The sequence below is a fragment of the Exiguobacterium sp. s191 genome (assembly GCF_018618955.1).
Taxonomy (GTDB): domain Bacteria; phylum Bacillota; class Bacilli; order Exiguobacteriales; family Exiguobacteriaceae; genus Exiguobacterium_A; species Exiguobacterium_A abrahamii.
The window spans coordinates 26,090-41,466 of record NZ_JACSNC010000007.1; the positions used below are offsets into that span (position 1 = coordinate 26,090).

Here is a 15,377-nt window from a genome sequence, read left to right on the forward strand (position 1 = left end):
AGAAGAGAAAACCTGTCTTTTTCTTATGCTTGATCTGTAGTTTGGGCAGAAGAGACTTCGTAACCGAGACCTTCTTCTTGATCCTCACGTGCCGCATAGGCTTCGAGTACTGAATCTTCGACCTTTTTTCGCATTAATGCATTGATTGGATGAGCGACATCCCGGAAGATACCTTCTTGCGTTCGTTTGCTTGGCATGGCGACGAAGAGACCACTGTTCCCTTCGATCACACGCAAATCATGTACCACGAATTCGTGGTCGAGCGTAATAGAGGCAAGTGCTTTCATTCGACCCTCTGCCACGACGCGACGAATTTTAACGTCCGTAACGTTCATTTTGTCCGCACCCCTTTAACCGTTGTCACAACTCTTCGTTGTCTACTTCTACTTACGGCTTAAAACAAACAAAGGTTTAGTCTTTCCCAATCTTTTTACGCATAATTTCCAAAAGTTTGATAATTACAGTATAGTTACAATCCATGCGGCTGTCAATTTCAGGTAGTCTCTGCTTCCGAGAAATAGTGATCGACGTTTCCACGCTTGACTTGAATTTGACCAAGATCGACGTCGACGTCCGCTAATTTCATTAAGCTGACGTATTCGTTGACCATCTTCTTCTCGGCACCCTCTGCCTCGATCAAGACACCCACACCTGCGACCTTTGCTTCGAACTCGCTCAAGAGACTCATCATTCCGCGAATCGTTCCGCCGGCTTTCATGAAGTCATCGATCAATAAGACGTTCGCCCCACGTGGTAAACTCCGGCGCGCAAGTGCCATCGTCCGAATCGCTTTTGAAGAACCTGAGACATAGTTGATACTGACCGTTGAACCTTCTGTCACGCGACTATCCGAACGCACGATGACGAACGGCACACCCAGTTGCTCAGCGACCGCATAAGCAAGTGGAATCCCTTTCGTCGCGATTGTCATGACGACATCGACTTTCTTTTGGCTAAAGACAGATGCAAAAACTTGCCCCATTTGTTTGACCATCTTCGGATCCCCGAGTAAGTCCGTCAAATAAAGGTATCCCCCTGGCAACAGTCGATCTGGACGTGCGACACGCTCACATAGATCGTCGATGAACGGTAACGCCTTCTTACTGCTCCACGTCGGGATGAACATGACGCCACCCGCAGCACCTGGTACCGTGACGAGACGACCCGTTCCCTCATGCTCTAACATCTCGCTGACGATATCTAAATCTTCACTGATCGACGATTTCGCCGATTTATAGCGTTCTGCAAAAATCGTCAATGAGACGAGATGATGGGGATGGTCAAGCAAGTACCGCGTCATGTCGACCAATCGACCACTTCTCCGAATTTTCATTTGTTTTGTTCCACCTCTCCGTAATTCCGAATATTCAATAGTGAATATATCATTTTCATACGGATATTATCAATGGTTTTCGCCTAAAAGACGAACGACGTAGACTTCGTTACAAAAGCCGCGTAATCCATTATAGAGACGTTGTGCCCGATTCTCGTGTTCCGTCAACGCAAAGACCGTCGGACCACTTCCGCTCATCAAGACGCCTTCTGCGCCACAACTCGCCATGAATTCCTTGATCTGCTCGACTTCCGGGTGCATCGGCAACGTGACCGATTCGAGAACATTACCGAGTGACTGGCAAATGCCTTGGAAATCTTGCGCCTTCACCGCATCGATCATCGCTTCGACGTTCGGACGTTTTGCCGTGTTCAAGTCAAGGGCACCATAGACGTCAGCCGTCGAGACACCAATCGTCGGTTTAGCAAGAACGACCCAGCATGGGGGTGGTGAGACAAGTTTTTCTAGCTTCTCTCCGCGACCCGTTGCAATCGCCGTTCCTCCCATGACACAAAATGGGACGTCAGAGCCAACCGCTGCCCCGACTTCCGCCAACTCTTCAAGCGTCAAACCGAGTTGCCATAACTCGTTCAAACCACGTAATGTCGCTGCTGCGTCACTAGAACCACCTGCAAGTCCCGCTGCGACCGGGATGTGTTTTTCTAAGAAGATTTCGACCCCTGTCTTGACGTCGTATTTTTCTTTTAAGATCGCTGCTGCTTTATACGCAAGATTACGTTCGTCGTTCGGAACGTAAGCATGCTGGGCATTCATTCGAATTTCTCCTGACGGCAGCTCCGTCAATTCTAGACGGTCTGCCAAATCGACTGTCGTCATCACCATATGTACATCGTGATAGCCGTCCGGGCGCTTTGCTGTCGCATCCAGGACTAGGTTGATCTTGGCCGGAGCCTTTACAATAATCGTCATCGTGCCGTTCCTCCTCTAGTTCGTTTCCTGTAGGAATTGTATCAACCTTTCCACAAAAAAAGAAGCGAACATTTTGTCCGCTTCGGAAGGTAAGTTTACGAATTCGCAAATTCGATTTGTACGGAGTCTGTTAGCACGTCGGCGTAGCTATAAGAAACTCGCTCGACATTGTGGCGCTCTGCGTCTAGCTTGACTACAAACACCGAAGGATACGTCTCAACGAGCGTTCCGATTCGGGTTACGACCTTTTTACGACCGCCGCTTGCTTTTAGCGTCAGTCTTTCACCAACATGTGTTTCGAAAACATGTCTGATTTCGTTCAACGTCTTTGGCATACGCTTCACCTCACTAATATTTATTATAGCATATTAAATAAATATTAGAAAGGGGAAATATTATATCTGTTCTAATCGTATCCGTCAACGTTTTTTAATTGGCAAAAGTGCATCCGCTAACTGTGCGAATTCCTGCAGGCTGAGCGTTTCTCCGCGACGACGTGGTTCGATTCCAGCTTCCAACAATGCCGCTTCGACCGCCGCCTTTTCCGTCTTCCCGAAGTGTGTCGTCAAGTTGTTCAAAATCGTTTTCCGGCGTTGTGCAAAACTTGCTCGGACGATTTCGAAGAATAATGCCTCATCCTGTGTCTGTACCGCCGGCTCTTTTCGAATGTTCAAACGGATGACTGCTGAATCGACATTTGGTGCCGGAATGAAGACTTGTTTTGGAACCGTGAAGCAGACTTCAGCTTCCGCATAATACTGAATCGCGATCGATAGAGAACCGTATGCTTTCGTGCCCGGTTTTGCACCGATTCGTTCAGCGACTTCCTTTTGAATCATCATGACGAGCGTCCGAAACGGTGCTTTCGCTTCGAGAATCCTCATGATGATTGGTGTCGTGACGTAATACGGGAGGTTCGCGACGACGGCAATATCAGTGATGCCTTCTTGCGTGAACTCTTCTGCGACGATCGTCGAAAGATCAAGTTCAAGAGCATCGCCGTGAATGACCTTTGTATGAGGATACGGTGAAAGTGTATCGTCAAGAATCGGTAGCAACCGCTGATCGATTTCAAGAGCGACGATTTTTTAAACGAAAAGCCATGTTTCGCTAAAATTTCCTTCGTCCGGTGCAATGTAGCAATGTCTTTCAAACTTCTTCCTCCTCTAATTGTTTCAACGCCGCTTCCCATTCCGCCCGCGTGATCCGAATCGATGCGACGCGTTTGACGAGTTGTTTTGCATTTGGTTCACCAATCGCAAGAATCTGACCGAGACGACGACGACGGATCGAGGCTGCTGGTCCACCAATCAAATCGGCTGCTAGAATCATTTCACGTGTCACTTCAGCAATCGGTGCTTCTTCCGTCTCATAGACAGCAGCGAGCGCCTCTTCGATTGCGGCAGGTGAGGCATGTTCTACACCGATTTTCCCTCGTTTATCTTTTGCTTGAGCACGCGGAAGATAGGCATGTTTACAGCCTGGTACGCGCTCATTGATTCGGGCACGGATACGATCTCCTGGAAAATCAGGATCCGTGAAAATGATGACACCGCGTCGTTCCAGTGCCTTCTCGATGCGTTGCATCGTTTGTTCATTAACGGCTGAGCCGTTCGTTTCAATTGTATCGACATCAAAGACTTCTTGTAATCGTGTCGTATCATCTCGTCCTTCGACGACGATGACTTCTTTTAAGCGTTTCCGCATGATCTCTCCACCTTCTTCAAACACTCTCGTAATTGTACCTGTTTCCACGAAAAAAACAAGGAAGCGTCACGTGTCCGCTTCCGTTGCACTAGGAATGACCCAAACTTGCAGTTGTTTTCGACCGAACGTCTTCGCTGTTTGTTCTCCGTCGACCAAGACATCGATCTTATTGCCTTTGATGGCGCCACCGGTATCGAGAGCGATCGCAAGCCCCACTCCTTCGACGTAGACTTTCGTTCCGAGCGGAATGACTTTCGGATCAACCGCGATGATCGGCATCCCTTGATAGGTGATCGTATCCGTCACGTCATACCCGGTCGCGGTCAAGGCACGTCCGTTGTACAAACGACTGCCGTTCGAAGCTGGGTCGTTCGTATACGCCGTCGCTTCGACCATCAAACTCTTCGCACTCGAAAAATCAAGGTCTGCATCGGCTTTTGGTGTTTCCGTTAGTGGATTCGTCGCCTGTTCTTCGTTAAAGACGGGTGCTTCAGTAGGCGTCTCGATTGGTTTTGTCCCGACTTTGACGACTTGTTTGACAGGTGTCTGTGTCACTTGATCACCAATCAGTTTTTTCTCTTTACTGAGACCGTCAGCGAGCGTTAATTGATACTTTTTCGTTCGGACACCTGGACGACCAGATGCCGTCACGAGTTGTTCGCCTTCCGGTAAAGTTGGATCCTCGACTTCTTCGATCTCAAACGGCACGAGCTGTTCCTGCGTCAACGTCGCACGACGTGTCGTGTTGACCGTGATCAACGTCCCTTCCGTCACGCGGGTATCGGGATCCGGAGCGACCCGGTCTTCCTTTTGCAGATGGATCCCTTCCCGTGCTAACAATTCCCGAACTGACGTCTCATACGTGTAGATTTGTCGGGCTTTTCCACCAACGACGAGATCAACGGGAAAAGCTTCCCGGTACCGCACCGTCATTCCGTTCGTCAACACAGCGTCAGACGACGGATAAATATCATCGGTATCCGCTTTTTTGATGCCGCGTTCTGCAAGCAAATCCTTCACTTGGCGTGCTTGCGTTCGAACGCGACGGGACTCACCGTAGCCCATGATCAGCGTGATTTCTTTCGCCCGCTGAATGACGATCAATCGTTTTTCCGGCAGGTCGGCACTGAGTGCCGGTTCAATCACATCATTGTCACGCGTCGTAATACCGGCTTCTTCAAGTGCTCCATAAACAGAGTCAGCTGTCGTTTCAATTTGTTGTTCTTGACCATCAATCAAGACAGTCACGGTTTGTGGATGATCCATCATCCCATAGACGAGTGCAGCCGCAAGTAGTAGGCTGCACCCGATCGTAATGAACGTCAACGAACGCATCATGGCAAACGGAAGACCCGTTTTGCATTTTCCGTCGTCGCTGCTTCGACGTCAGCGTACATCATGCCACGGAGCTGCGCGATCTCTTCGGCGACGAATCGGACGTAAGCCGGTTCGTTGCGTTTACCGCGGTGCGGTGTTGGTGTCAGGTACGGACAATCCGTCTCAACGAGTAGACGATCGAGCGGGACTTCCTGCGCAACACGTTTCGGCATCTTCGCATTCTTGAACGTAACGGGACCTCCGAGTGAAATGTAGAAGTTCATCGCCAGGCATCGTGGTAATAATTCAGCACTCATGCTGTAGCTATGCAGAATCCCGCCGACTTCTTTTGCATCCTCTTCTTCAAGGATCCGTAACGTATCTTCTGTCGCTTCCCGGTTATGGATGACGATTGGTTTCTTTTTCTGCTTCGCGAGACGGATCTGTTTGCGGAAAGCTTCCTGCTGCACATCTTTCGGTGACGTGTCCCAGTGATAGTCGAGTCCGATTTCTCCGAGCGCAACGACTTTTTCGTGATCCATCAACCGTTCGACCTTTTGGTACGCTTCCTCATCAAAATCAATCGAGTCGACGGGATGCCAGCCGATGACCGCATAAAGATCATCGTACGCTTCAACGAGTTCCATCGCACGATCAATCGTCTTGTGATCAAATCCGACGACGATCATCGGTGAGACACCGTTCGCGCGTGCCCGCTCGATCGTCTCGTGGACGTCGTCCGCAAATTGGTCTGCATTCAAGTGAGTGTGTGTATCGATTAACATAGCTGTTCGACTCCTTCTTTAAAAAAATGCCTGTGACATGAAGTCCACAGGCATCGGTTTTATTTTACGCTTGCGCCGTTCGCCATCGTTGACGGGACCGTCGCTAGTTCAAGTTTTCCTGCTTTTTCAGCAGCAAGGACCATTCCTTGTGAGAGTTCGCCACGTAACGTGACCGGTTTTAAGTTCGCTACGACGATGACTTTTCGTCCGACTAAATCTTCCGGCTCATACCACTGAGCGATACCAGAGACGATTTGGCGTGTTTCTTTGCCCATATCGACTTGTAGCTTCAATAGTTTTTTCGCCTTTTTGATTTTTTCAGCCGTCACGACTTCACCGACACGTAATTCGATCTGGTCAAAGACATCGATCGTCGTTTCTGGACGAATATCTTCGTCTTCTTCTTCAACTTCTTCTTCCTCAACACGTGCTGCAGAAGCTTGACGCATCATGTCGACGATTGCTTCGACTTCTTCTTTGACGTCGAGACGTGGGAAAATCGGTGTCGCTGTACCGACTTTTGTTCCTGGTGTGATGTCTGCGAATTTCTCGAGCGCTGCCCAGTCCATCGCTTGTCCAGAGAGACCCAGTTGCGCGAAGATCTCTTTGGGTGAACGCGTCATGAACGGTTGCAACATGATCGCTACGTGACGTAAGATGCCGACGAGGTGCACCATGACAGAACCGAGTTCCGCCGTTTTGGATTCGTCTTTTGCAAGCACCCACGGTTGTGTCTCATCAATATATTTATTGGCACGGCTGATCAATTGCCAAATGTTTGACAACACGACAGAGAATTCCATATGTTCCATCGATGCTTCGACTTTCGTGACCGTTTCTTTCGCAAGATCCGACAGTGTCGCATCAAACGGTGTCACGTTACCTGTATAGGCTGGGATCTCACCATCAAAGTATTTCGTGACCATCGCGATCGTCCGGTTGAGTAAGTTCCCGAGATCGTTCGCTAAATCATAGTTCATTCGCTCAACGAATGCTTCAGGTGTGAACATACCGTCCGAACCGAATGGCACTTCCCGTAAGAGGTAGTAACGAAGAGCATCGAGACCGTAGCGATCCGTCAATGGAATCGGATCAACGACGTTTCCTTTTGATTTCGACATTTTTCCGTCTTTCATCAACAACCAACCATGTGCGAAGACTTTCTTCGGTAATGGGAGGTCAAGCGCCATCAAGAGTGCCGGCCAGATGATCGTGTGGAAACGAACGATTTCTTTTCCGACGAGATGTACATCTGCTGGCCAGTACTTATCGAAGTTACCGTGATCGTCCGTACCATATCCGAGTGACGAGATGTAGTTCGTCAACGCATCGATCCAGACATAGACGACGTGTTTTGGATTCGACGGGACTTGTACACCCCAGTTGAATGTCGTCCGTGAGACCGCTAAGTCTTGAAGACCTGGTTTAATGAAGTTATTGATCATTTCATGTTTACGTGATTCTGGCAAGATGAATGACGGATTCGCTTCAAAGTACTCAAGTAGACGGTCCGCGTACTTGCTGATCCGGAAGAAGTAACATTCTTCGCGAACGAGTTCGACCGGGTGTCCACTGTCAGGGCTCTTCCCGTCGACGAGTTGTGATTCCGTATAGTACGTCTCATCCGGAATCGAATACCAACCTTCGTATTCACCTAAATAGATATCGCCCGATTCAAGAAGTGTCTCGAACACTTTTTCGACGACTTTCTTGTGACGTGGTTCTGTCGTCCGGATATAATCATCGTACGAAATGTCGAGACGATCCCATAAGACTTTAATCTGTTCGACGACACCGTCGACGAATGCCTGTTCCGAAATCCCTGCTTCTGCTGCTTTTTCCTGGATCTTTTGACCGTGCTCATCGCTACCTGTCAAATACCGGACGTCGAATCCTTGAAGTCGTTTGTACCGTGCCATCGCATCTCCAGCCACCGTCGTGTACGCGTGACCGATATGTAGTTTTGCACTTGGATAATAAATCGGGGTCGTGATATAAAATGTCTTTGCCATGTTATTCCTCCGTTCTCTGATTTCCATCTTCATTATAGGCTATTATACGCTGTTACGGGACTGATGTCGAAACTCACTTTTTGTCGAATCGAAACATTTTTTGACATCAGACATCAAATTACAAAAAAACACACTCTATAGTTTCATTTCCTTTAAAAAGGGAAAATGTATTAATAAATCGTTTCAAATATGGTGTTTTTGAGAAATAAATGACATTTTGATTTCAAGCTATTCAGATTGGTTGACTACTTTTGGAAAGTCTAGTATTCTACATTCTATAGAAACGATGTCGAATTTTGACGATTTTTCAAAAGAAAAAGAGATCCATGACATCAAAGGAGGAACAACAAAATGAAATCAACAGGTATTGTACGTAAAGTAGACGAGCTCGGTCGTGTCGTAATTCCAATCGAATTACGCCGTACACTTCAAATTGCAGAAAAGGATGCCCTCGAGATTTATGTCGACAACGAACAGATCATCCTTAAAAAATATAAACCAAACATGACTTGCCAAGTAACAGGAGAAGTATCAGAAGATAACTTCAAATTGGCTGATGGTAAATTGATTCTTTCACCAGATGGCGCACAACGCGTTCTCGTTGAATTAAAAGATTTCCTCGATCGTCATTACGCAAGCAACGAATAAACAAAAAAGGAAGCTCCTGACGGGGCTTCCTTTTTTTAATCTGCTTCGTGAAACGCAAGGTATAGTTCCTGACGATCCAGTCCCCGTTCCTTTGCGACACGCTTCAACGCCGCGTTCGGCTTTTCGCCTTCTTCGATGTACCGACGGATTTGTTCGAGTGGATCACTGTCTTGAATGACCACATCCGGTCGTTCTTCGTTTGACCCTTCGACAAGAACGACGAACTCACCTCGAACGTCTTCTGCTGCCCAAGCACGTAATTCACTCACGCTTCCCCGAATGTACTCCTCGTACCGTTTTGTTAATTCCCGGGCTAACGTCACCTGGCGATCGCCGAGTACTTCCTCGATCCCTTGCAACATCTCTTTCAATCGATGTGGTGCTTCATAAAAGACGAGCGTTCCGATTTCGTATTTCAATTGCTCTAACGCTTCGCGACGTTCTTTTTTCTTCCGTGGCAAAAAGCCGTAATATAAAAAGCGTTCCGTCGACAGACCAGACGCGACCAGAGCTGTTAACGCAGCGTTCGCACCCGGAAGAACGATGACAGGGATGTCTGCTGCAATCGCTTGGCGGATCAAGTCGCTTCCCGGGTCCGAGATACCTGGCATGCCGGCGTCGGAGACGAGGGCGATTTGTTTTCCTGCCTCTAAGTCAGCGAGGAGTCGTTCGCCGCTTGTTTGTTTATTGTGTTCATGGTAACTGACAAGCTTCGTCTCAATCGAAAAATGTCGAAACAGTTTCATCGTCTGCCGGGTATCTTCTGCTGCGACGATATCGGATTCCTGTAAGATCCGGACGGCCCGATACGTCATGTCTTCTAAATTTCCGATTGGTGTCGGGACGATATAGAGACCGGCTCCTTGCTGTTGATAGCTACTCGTCGCTTTCATGAGGTTCCTCCTTGAATCAACCGTTCTTTTTGTGAACGGGTTAATTGTTTAATCGCATATTCCCGCTTCATTGCCTCTGACTTCGTCGCAAAAACCTCCTGATGAACGAGGACGACCGGTAGACGGGCACGTGTATACTTCGCACCCTTACCTGCGTTATGTGTCGCGATGCGTTGCGTGACGTCTACCGCGTAACCCGTATAATACGTATCATCTTGGCAACGAACGATATAGACTGCATGCTCAGACATTGAACAGTTCCTTCATCTGAGCCGCATACGAGTTGTTCGCTTCATAGACGATGAACGGGGGAAGCACCTTCAGTCCAGGTTTTGCATCCTTGATCCCCTCGATCAACAGCATGTTTGCTTCCTTCCCTGCTTTCGGATAAATCAGCTGCATCCGTTTCGGTTCCAAGCGATACGTCCGCATCAAGGTAACGATATCGAGCAGTCGTTCCGGTCGATGAACGAACGCTGCCTTTCCGCCTTGTTTCAACAAATCAGATGCACCTCGAATACAGTCTTCGAGTGTACAGAGGACTTCATGTCTTGCAATCGTATAATGTTCACTTTGGTTTTGGTTCGATGTCTCGTTTGCTAAAAAATAAGGGGGATTACAGGTGACAGCATCATAGATGCCGTATCCAAGACGCGTACCCGCCTCTTTGACGTCCCCTTCAATCATCTCAATCCGGTCGTTCAGTTCATTCAAGGTGACGCTCCGTCGTGCCATCTCCGCTAGTCGCGGCTGGATTTCAAGACCCGTGATCTGCCCTTTCGTCCGGTAGGATAAAAAGAGTGGAATTGCACCGTTTCCTGAACAGAGATCGGCAATCCGTCCCTGTTGAATCGGGACCCACGCAAATCGTGCGAGCAGTGCCGCGTCGAGTGAATACGAGAAGACGGATGGACTTTGAATGATCTTCCCTTCCTGTCCTAAGAGATAATCAAGTCGTTCGTCTGGTAATAGTTCAAACATGTCGTGCCTTCCTTTCCGAAAAAAAGACTGACTCATGTAGAAGTCAGCCTCTCAATGTTTCGTTAACATGGATAAGCAAAAGAGACAATCGCCGTCTTTTCGTACTTGTCCATAATGCAAGTTACAGATGTGGAACCCTTCCTGGTACAATCGTCCGAGATTATCGTAGCCCGCACCGACGCCCGCTTCCGCTTCTTCCGCTTCCGTGACCGGCTGTTGTTCATCGCGTTCGACTTTTTCCCGAAGATGATGATTCTCCAGATACAGATGTTGGTTCTCTTCCATCATGTAAGCCAGCTGATCCTTTAACACGCTCAGATGCTCAGTCAGCAAATGAATCTGTTGCTCAATCGCATCGACACGCGTAATGATTTCTTTTTTATCGACTCTCTCCACGCGTATGCACCCCGTTATTCTTTTGGTCGTTTTGGTTTTACGGCACCAACGGATAATAGTTCTTCCATTGAATACGTCAAGACGCGGGAACGATCCTTCAGTTCGATTTGAACGACTTGATCGAGGATGTTCAAACCAACGACGCGTCCTTCGCCTTCAGGTACTGTCAAACGTTTTCCGTAGTCCGGCAAATCACGGCGCATTTCTTCATACGTATCGTTCTCGTATTTCAGGCAGCACATCAAACGACCACATACTCCTGAAATCTTCGTCGGATTCAACGACAGGTTTTGATCTTTTGCCATCTTGATCGAAACCGGTTCGAACTCACCGAGGAAAGATGAACAACATAAGACACGACCACACGGACCGATGCCTCCCAGTAACTTCGCTTCATCCCGAACACCGATTTGACGGAGTTCGATACGCGTCCGGAAGACTGCCGCTAAATCTTTGACGAGCTCACGGAAATCAACACGTCCTTCTGCCGTGAAGTAGAAGATGACCTTATTGCGATCAAACGTGTACTCGACATCGACCAATTTCATATCGAGTTTATGTTCACGGATTTTTTCGACACATACCGCATGCGCATCAAGCGCTGCGACTTTATTTTCGCGGACGATCATTGCATCCTTATCGTCAGCAATCCGAAGAATGGATTTCAGTGGCAACACCACATCTTCTTCGTCCATTTGTTTATCGGCGATGACCACTTCGCCATATTCAATGCCCCGTACCGTCTCAACGATGACTGCTTGTCCTCGTGATAATGACTCTTGTCCAGGTGCAAAATAATAAATTTTGCCCGCTTCTTTAAAGCGAACGCCTACTACTTCTAGCATGTCGCTCTACCCTTTCTGTAAGTCAAACATGAGACGCTCAACTGTTAATTGGGGATTAACATTCGCTTCGACCCGTCTTACTGCGGCAAGCACAGCTTGCAACCAGCGGGTGATCGTCGTCTGGCTCTTGGACCCCATCTGTTCAAGTTGGGGTTTACTATTCGTATAGGTCATACCTTCCCACGCCGGATTCAGTTTCAGACGTAAGACATCCTCAAAGAAACAGGTGACGAGTTCAAGACCGATTCGGACATCCTGACGGTTCTTGAATTGTCCCATCCATTTCTCTTGTACGAACAGTGGTAAATCAGCCGGACGATTCGCTAATTCCTCCATCAATTGTAACACTGACGCTCGCGCATTTACAAACCAGTCTTCGAGTAATGCTTCTTCTGCATCCTCGACTTTTGGATAGACACGCGCTGCCAATTGCGTCAACTCGTGGTCCCGTCCCGTTTTTTCAGATAAAACCTCGCCAATCATTTGACGATCCGCCGGACGAAAACTTAATAACTGTCCCCGCGATCGAATCGTCGGTAAAAGGAGCTGGGGTTGATTCGTCAACAATAATGCCACTTTTCCTTCTCCTGGTTCCTCAAAGAACTTCAGCAAACTGTTTGCTGCCTGGGGAGTCATCTTATGGGACTGGGTAATGACATAAATCTGACGATCGCCTTCGAGTCCTCGGAGTGAGAGATCATGCATCAATTGTTGAATCTGTTCTTTTTTGATGGTCGCGCCATCTGGTTCGATTTCATAATAATCGACCAAGTTGCCACTTTCCATTCGCCGACAGCTACGACAGACACCACATGGCTCTACATCAACCGGGGCCTCACAAAAAAGGCTTTTCGCGAACAAGTGAGCCGCTTCAAGTAGAAGCGGCTCATAGTCTCCGGTGAAGATATAAGCGTGATTGATTCGATCGTTTCGTAACGAATTTTGAAGAATCGTCGAAATGACCGATTGTGTCTGTTCCAATTCATGAAACGTCTGCATCAGAATTGATGAAACCCTTCGATTGGTAAGACGAAGACCGTTGCCCCGCCTACCTGGACTTCAACAGGGTACGGGATATACGAATCGGCATGACCACCCATTGGTGAGATTGGAGAAACCATCTGTTCGCGGCTTGAACAGTTCTTTTTGATCAATCGCAACAAATCATCGAGACGCTCACTCTGTACACCAATCATGAACGTCGTGTTCCCTTCTTTAAGAAAACCACCTGTCGTTGCTAGTTTCGTTGCTCGGAAATCATGCTCGACAAGTGCTTCCGCCAAACGTAAGCTATCTTTATCTTGAACGATCGTAATGACCATTTTCATGAGAATCTCTCCTTTTCTTCTAAATACGTAATGACATCTTCCACTAAGTCCTGATGAATCGCTTCAATCGATCGATTGGCTTGTACGATCTGCACCCGTTCCGGATCCGATATTGCAATCTGTTGGAAACCTTCATAGACGCGGGCACGAAACGCATCATCTCGCTGCTCGATTCGATCAAGTGCTCCCCGGTCCATCATTCGTTTTTTAGAATCCGTTACCGTTAAATCAAATAAATACGTTCGGTCTGGCGCTAACCCACCTGTTGCAGAATCATTGATTTGACGCACGAGATCAATCGGATGTCCAAGACCATACCCTTGATACGCAAGTGACGCATCAACGAATCGGTCACATAAAACGATTGTGCCTGCCTCTAACGCCGGTCGAATCAATTCCTCGACATGCTGGGCACGAGACGCTGCATACAACAGAATTTCTGTCATCTCTTTCATCTCTTCAAAATCAGGATTCAAAATCAACGAACGAATTTCGTTCCCGACGCGTGTGCCACCTGGCTCACGGGTCGTCATGACGTTATAGCCTTTTTCTTTTAACACATCACTAAGCAATTGTAGTTGTGTCGTTTTACCGGCACCATCTGGTCCTTCGACAGTAATGAACGTACCTTTCATCCTTCAAACCCTTCCTCTATGACGCGTAACGCTCCTCGTTGCAATTGTTCGCCCCCTTGCAAATGAACGGCTACGGTTTGATAATGTCGTAAACGTAGTACCTGTTCCGCCGTAATGCGTTCGCCTCTGACAATCAACGGAATGCCTGGCGGGTACGGAATAATCGTTTCGAGTGAAACATGACCGATACACTCATCCAGCTGACGGAACGTACCTGTTGCTTGTTCTAACTGTTCATAAGAACAAGCTAAAGCAGATACCTGTATTTTACCCATAATTGGTTGCTCGATATACCTTTTCAAAGGAATTCCTTCTGATTTCATCATTTGAATGGCTCGTTCGACACGATGGACCCAGTCAGCCTGCTCAGACTTAGCTAGCGGATGAAGTGGCAAAATACAGACGACGTGATCTCCTAAAGCAAATTCTGCATCGAGTTGAACAGCTCGTAACGCGTGCAGCAACGCATCTCCTGAATATCCCTCATACGTTAATGTCATCCGTGACCAATCATCGAATCGAAGGACCGTCATATGATCGAACCGTTGAAGTGCTTCGATGAATGCATCATGACTAGCCTGAATATCTGACATACCTTTAACTGTCCATTGTTCACGATAGGAACGGGCATAGTCTAATGAAGCCAGCAGTAAATATGAAGGACTCGAAGTCTGAAACGCTTGAAGCGCTCGCTGTAACTTTCTTCTCATCTTTTCCGAAAATCGCTCATGCATCCATGCTCCCATCGTCAGTGCTGGAAGTGTTTTATGAGCAGACTGAACAACAGCAGTTGCTCCTAATTCAAATGCAGAGCGTACACCAAATGCTTCACCGAAGTGTGCGCCATGTGCTTCATCCACTAATAAAGGGAGCCCGTGCGACGCTGTGAGCTGAACGAGTGACGTGATATCAGCTGCTTCCCCGTAATAGGTCGGTGAAGTGATAAACACGCCGACTCCTCCTGGGTATTTCGTAAACGCTTCCTTTAATGTTTCACGTGAAACATGTCCACTGATTCCCGTTTCCTCATGGATGTCTGGTTCAAGAAAGATCGGTTCGATCCCCAGCCATTCTAACGCATTGAACACCGATTTATGGGAATTACGCTGTACATAAACACGCTCTCCTCTTGTTGCTGTAGCGGCAAGCATCGCCCAGTTCCCAACGGTCGAACCATTCACAAGGAAATGACTCGCTTTTGCACCGTAGACTTTTTGCAGCAAAGCTATCGCGTCTGCAATGGCCTCTTCCGGATGATGAAAATCATCTAGACCAGGTAATTCTGTGACGTCCCATTTAAAGAAGTCAGGAAGAGGTGTCAATGTTCCATTCTTATGACCAGGAACATGCCATGAGATGGGCGTTCGATCTAAATGGCGTTGAAGTGCATGTACAATAGGAAGTTCGTGTTTCATGAAAAAACTCCTTTTCCTCTAAAATGATTACACAAAAAGACCGACCTGCAATCTGCAGATCGGTCAAGTGCCTGGCAACGTCCTATCCTCACAGGGGGAAGCCCCCAACTACTTTCGGCGTTCAAGTGCTTAACTTCCGTGTTCGGCATGGG

General features: G+C 47.8%; 18 protein-coding genes, 1 rRNA gene and 1 pseudogene. 1 reads left to right on the top strand and 19 read right to left on the bottom strand.

Going from position 1 to position 15,377, the window contains the following annotated elements:
* Positions 1-23 precede the first annotated feature (23 nt).
* The 9 genes and pseudogenes from spoVG to metG all read right to left on the bottom strand — a co-directional run bounded on the left by spoVG (position 24) and on the right by metG (position 8,111).
* On the bottom strand, positions 24-335 hold the full coding sequence (gene spoVG, locus KNQ09_RS17105; RefSeq protein WP_064301046.1) for a septation regulator SpoVG: 312 nt from the start codon (positions 333-335) through the stop codon (positions 24-26).
* Between the two features lie 158 nt (positions 336-493).
* Positions 494-1,333 carry a pur operon repressor gene (purR, locus tag KNQ09_RS17110; RefSeq protein WP_023466544.1) on the bottom strand — a complete coding sequence of 280 codons (840 nt, stop codon included), beginning with the start codon at positions 1,331-1,333 and terminating at the stop codon, positions 494-496.
* 69 nt (positions 1,334-1,402) lie between these two features.
* The gene (ispE, locus tag KNQ09_RS17115) at positions 1,403-2,263 is read right to left on the bottom strand and encodes a 4-(cytidine 5'-diphospho)-2-C-methyl-D-erythritol kinase (protein ID WP_023466542.1); all 861 of its coding nucleotides are present in this window, start codon (positions 2,261-2,263) and stop codon (positions 1,403-1,405) included.
* 95 nt (positions 2,264-2,358) lie between these two features.
* Positions 2,359-2,598 (bottom strand): Veg family protein, encoded by a 240-nt coding sequence (locus KNQ09_RS17120; protein ID WP_012368950.1) that lies wholly within the window; start codon positions 2,596-2,598, stop codon positions 2,359-2,361.
* Positions 2,599-2,682: 84 nt separating this feature from the next.
* Positions 2,683-3,416 (bottom strand): annotated as a pseudogene (gene rsmA / locus KNQ09_RS17125) (16S rRNA (adenine(1518)-N(6)/adenine(1519)-N(6))-dimethyltransferase RsmA).
* Positions 3,413-3,970: a ribonuclease M5 gene (gene rnmV / locus KNQ09_RS17130; RefSeq protein WP_064301045.1), complete on the bottom strand. Its 558-nt coding sequence runs from the start codon at positions 3,968-3,970 to the stop codon at positions 3,413-3,415. The pseudogene rsmA and the gene rnmV overlap by 4 nt, the downstream one beginning before the upstream one ends.
* Before the next feature lie 66 nt (positions 3,971-4,036).
* Positions 4,037-5,308 carry a 3D domain-containing protein gene (locus tag KNQ09_RS17575; protein ID WP_214859128.1) on the bottom strand — a complete coding sequence of 424 codons (1,272 nt, stop codon included), beginning with the start codon at positions 5,306-5,308 and terminating at the stop codon, positions 4,037-4,039.
* A complete protein-coding gene (locus tag KNQ09_RS17140) occupies positions 5,305-6,072 on the bottom strand; it encodes a TatD family hydrolase (RefSeq protein ID WP_023466535.1) in 768 nt (255 codons plus the stop codon). Before KNQ09_RS17140 ends, KNQ09_RS17575 begins: the two co-directional genes overlap by 4 nt.
* A gap of 59 nt (positions 6,073-6,131) precedes the next feature.
* A complete protein-coding gene (gene metG, locus KNQ09_RS17145) occupies positions 6,132-8,111 on the bottom strand; it encodes a methionine--tRNA ligase (RefSeq protein ID WP_285801445.1) in 1,980 nt (659 codons plus the stop codon).
* Positions 8,112-8,435: 324 nt separating this feature from the next.
* Here metG and KNQ09_RS17150 point away from each other — a divergent pair, with 324 nt between their 5' ends.
* Positions 8,436-8,732: a transition state genes transcriptional regulator AbrB gene (locus tag KNQ09_RS17150; protein ID WP_023466531.1), complete on the top strand. Its 297-nt coding sequence runs from the start codon at positions 8,436-8,438 to the stop codon at positions 8,730-8,732.
* 35 nt (positions 8,733-8,767) lie between these two features.
* Here the strand turns inward: KNQ09_RS17150 and rsmI are convergent, their stop codons facing one another.
* The 10 genes from rsmI to rrf all read right to left on the bottom strand — a co-directional run.
* On the bottom strand, positions 8,768-9,625 hold the full coding sequence (rsmI, locus tag KNQ09_RS17155; protein WP_214859130.1) for a 16S rRNA (cytidine(1402)-2'-O)-methyltransferase: 858 nt from the start codon (positions 9,623-9,625) through the stop codon (positions 8,768-8,770).
* The gene (locus tag KNQ09_RS17160; RefSeq protein WP_023466528.1) at positions 9,622-9,876 is read right to left on the bottom strand and encodes a GIY-YIG nuclease family protein; all 255 of its coding nucleotides are present in this window, start codon (positions 9,874-9,876) and stop codon (positions 9,622-9,624) included. The genes rsmI and KNQ09_RS17160 overlap by 4 nt, the downstream gene beginning before the upstream one ends.
* A complete protein-coding gene (locus tag KNQ09_RS17165) occupies positions 9,869-10,606 on the bottom strand; it encodes a tRNA1(Val) (adenine(37)-N6)-methyltransferase (RefSeq protein WP_064301041.1) in 738 nt (245 codons plus the stop codon). The genes KNQ09_RS17160 and KNQ09_RS17165 overlap by 8 nt, the downstream gene beginning before the upstream one ends.
* A gap of 51 nt (positions 10,607-10,657) precedes the next feature.
* A complete protein-coding gene (yabA, locus tag KNQ09_RS17170) occupies positions 10,658-11,008 on the bottom strand; it encodes a DNA replication initiation control protein YabA (RefSeq protein WP_119182633.1) in 351 nt (116 codons plus the stop codon).
* 8 nt (positions 11,009-11,016) lie between these two features.
* Positions 11,017-11,847 (bottom strand): PSP1 domain-containing protein, encoded by an 831-nt coding sequence (locus KNQ09_RS17175; RefSeq protein ID WP_029343044.1) that lies wholly within the window; start codon positions 11,845-11,847, stop codon positions 11,017-11,019.
* Between the two features lie 6 nt (positions 11,848-11,853).
* Positions 11,854-12,846, bottom strand: coding sequence for a DNA polymerase (locus KNQ09_RS17180; RefSeq protein WP_050677360.1), 993 nt, complete (start codon positions 12,844-12,846; stop codon positions 11,854-11,856).
* Positions 12,846-13,175: a cyclic-di-AMP receptor gene (locus KNQ09_RS17185; RefSeq protein ID WP_023466519.1), complete on the bottom strand. Its 330-nt coding sequence runs from the start codon at positions 13,173-13,175 to the stop codon at positions 12,846-12,848. The genes KNQ09_RS17180 and KNQ09_RS17185 overlap by 1 nt, the downstream gene beginning before the upstream one ends.
* The gene (gene tmk / locus KNQ09_RS17190) at positions 13,172-13,810 is read right to left on the bottom strand and encodes a dTMP kinase (RefSeq protein WP_064301040.1); all 639 of its coding nucleotides are present in this window, start codon (positions 13,808-13,810) and stop codon (positions 13,172-13,174) included. The genes KNQ09_RS17185 and tmk overlap by 4 nt, the downstream gene beginning before the upstream one ends.
* The gene (locus KNQ09_RS17195; RefSeq protein WP_214859131.1) at positions 13,807-15,225 is read right to left on the bottom strand and encodes an aminotransferase class I/II-fold pyridoxal phosphate-dependent enzyme; all 1,419 of its coding nucleotides are present in this window, start codon (positions 15,223-15,225) and stop codon (positions 13,807-13,809) included. Before KNQ09_RS17195 ends, tmk begins: the two co-directional genes overlap by 4 nt.
* A 69-nt stretch (positions 15,226-15,294) precedes the next feature.
* A 5S ribosomal RNA gene (gene rrf, locus KNQ09_RS17655) occupies positions 15,295-15,377 on the bottom strand; the annotation flags it as partial.

Coding starts and splice junctions, on each gene's coding strand:
- spoVG (WP_064301046.1), bottom strand. CDS start 335: ATGAACGTTACGGACGTTAAAATTCGTCGCGTCGTGGCAGAGGGTCGA.
- KNQ09_RS17175 (WP_029343044.1), bottom strand. CDS start 11,847: ATGCTAGAAGTAGTAGGCGTTCGCTTTAAAGAAGCGGGCAAAATTTAT.
- purR (WP_023466544.1), bottom strand. CDS start 1,333: ATGAAAATTCGGAGAAGTGGTCGATTGGTCGACATGACGCGGTACTTG.
- KNQ09_RS17150 (WP_023466531.1), top strand. CDS start 8,436: ATGAAATCAACAGGTATTGTACGTAAAGTAGACGAGCTCGGTCGTGTC.
- KNQ09_RS17185 (WP_023466519.1), bottom strand. CDS start 13,175: ATGAAAATGGTCATTACGATCGTTCAAGATAAAGATAGCTTACGTTTG.
- KNQ09_RS17195 (WP_214859131.1), bottom strand. CDS start 15,225: ATGAAACACGAACTTCCTATTGTACATGCACTTCAACGCCATTTAGAT.
- rsmI (WP_214859130.1), bottom strand. CDS start 9,625: ATGAAAGCGACGAGTAGCTATCAACAGCAAGGAGCCGGTCTCTATATC.
- KNQ09_RS17575 (WP_214859128.1), bottom strand. CDS start 5,308: ATGATGCGTTCGTTGACGTTCATTACGATCGGGTGCAGCCTACTACTT.
- KNQ09_RS17165 (WP_064301041.1), bottom strand. CDS start 10,606: ATGTTTGAACTATTACCAGACGAACGACTTGATTATCTCTTAGGACAG.
- ispE (WP_023466542.1), bottom strand. CDS start 2,263: ATGACGATTATTGTAAAGGCTCCGGCCAAGATCAACCTAGTCCTGGAT.
- KNQ09_RS17160 (WP_023466528.1), bottom strand. CDS start 9,876: ATGTCTGAGCATGCAGTCTATATCGTTCGTTGCCAAGATGATACGTAT.
- tmk (WP_064301040.1), bottom strand. CDS start 13,810: ATGAAAGGTACGTTCATTACTGTCGAAGGACCAGATGGTGCCGGTAAA.
- KNQ09_RS17120 (WP_012368950.1), bottom strand. CDS start 2,598: ATGCCAAAGACGTTGAACGAAATCAGACATGTTTTCGAAACACATGTT.
- KNQ09_RS17180 (WP_050677360.1), bottom strand. CDS start 12,846: ATGCAGACGTTTCATGAATTGGAACAGACACAATCGGTCATTTCGACG.
- rnmV (WP_064301045.1), bottom strand. CDS start 3,970: ATGCGGAAACGCTTAAAAGAAGTCATCGTCGTCGAAGGACGAGATGAT.
- KNQ09_RS17140 (WP_023466535.1), bottom strand. CDS start 6,072: ATGTTAATCGATACACACACTCACTTGAATGCAGACCAATTTGCGGAC.
- metG (WP_285801445.1), bottom strand. CDS start 8,111: ATGGAAATCAGAGAACGGAGGAATAACATGGCAAAGACATTTTATATC.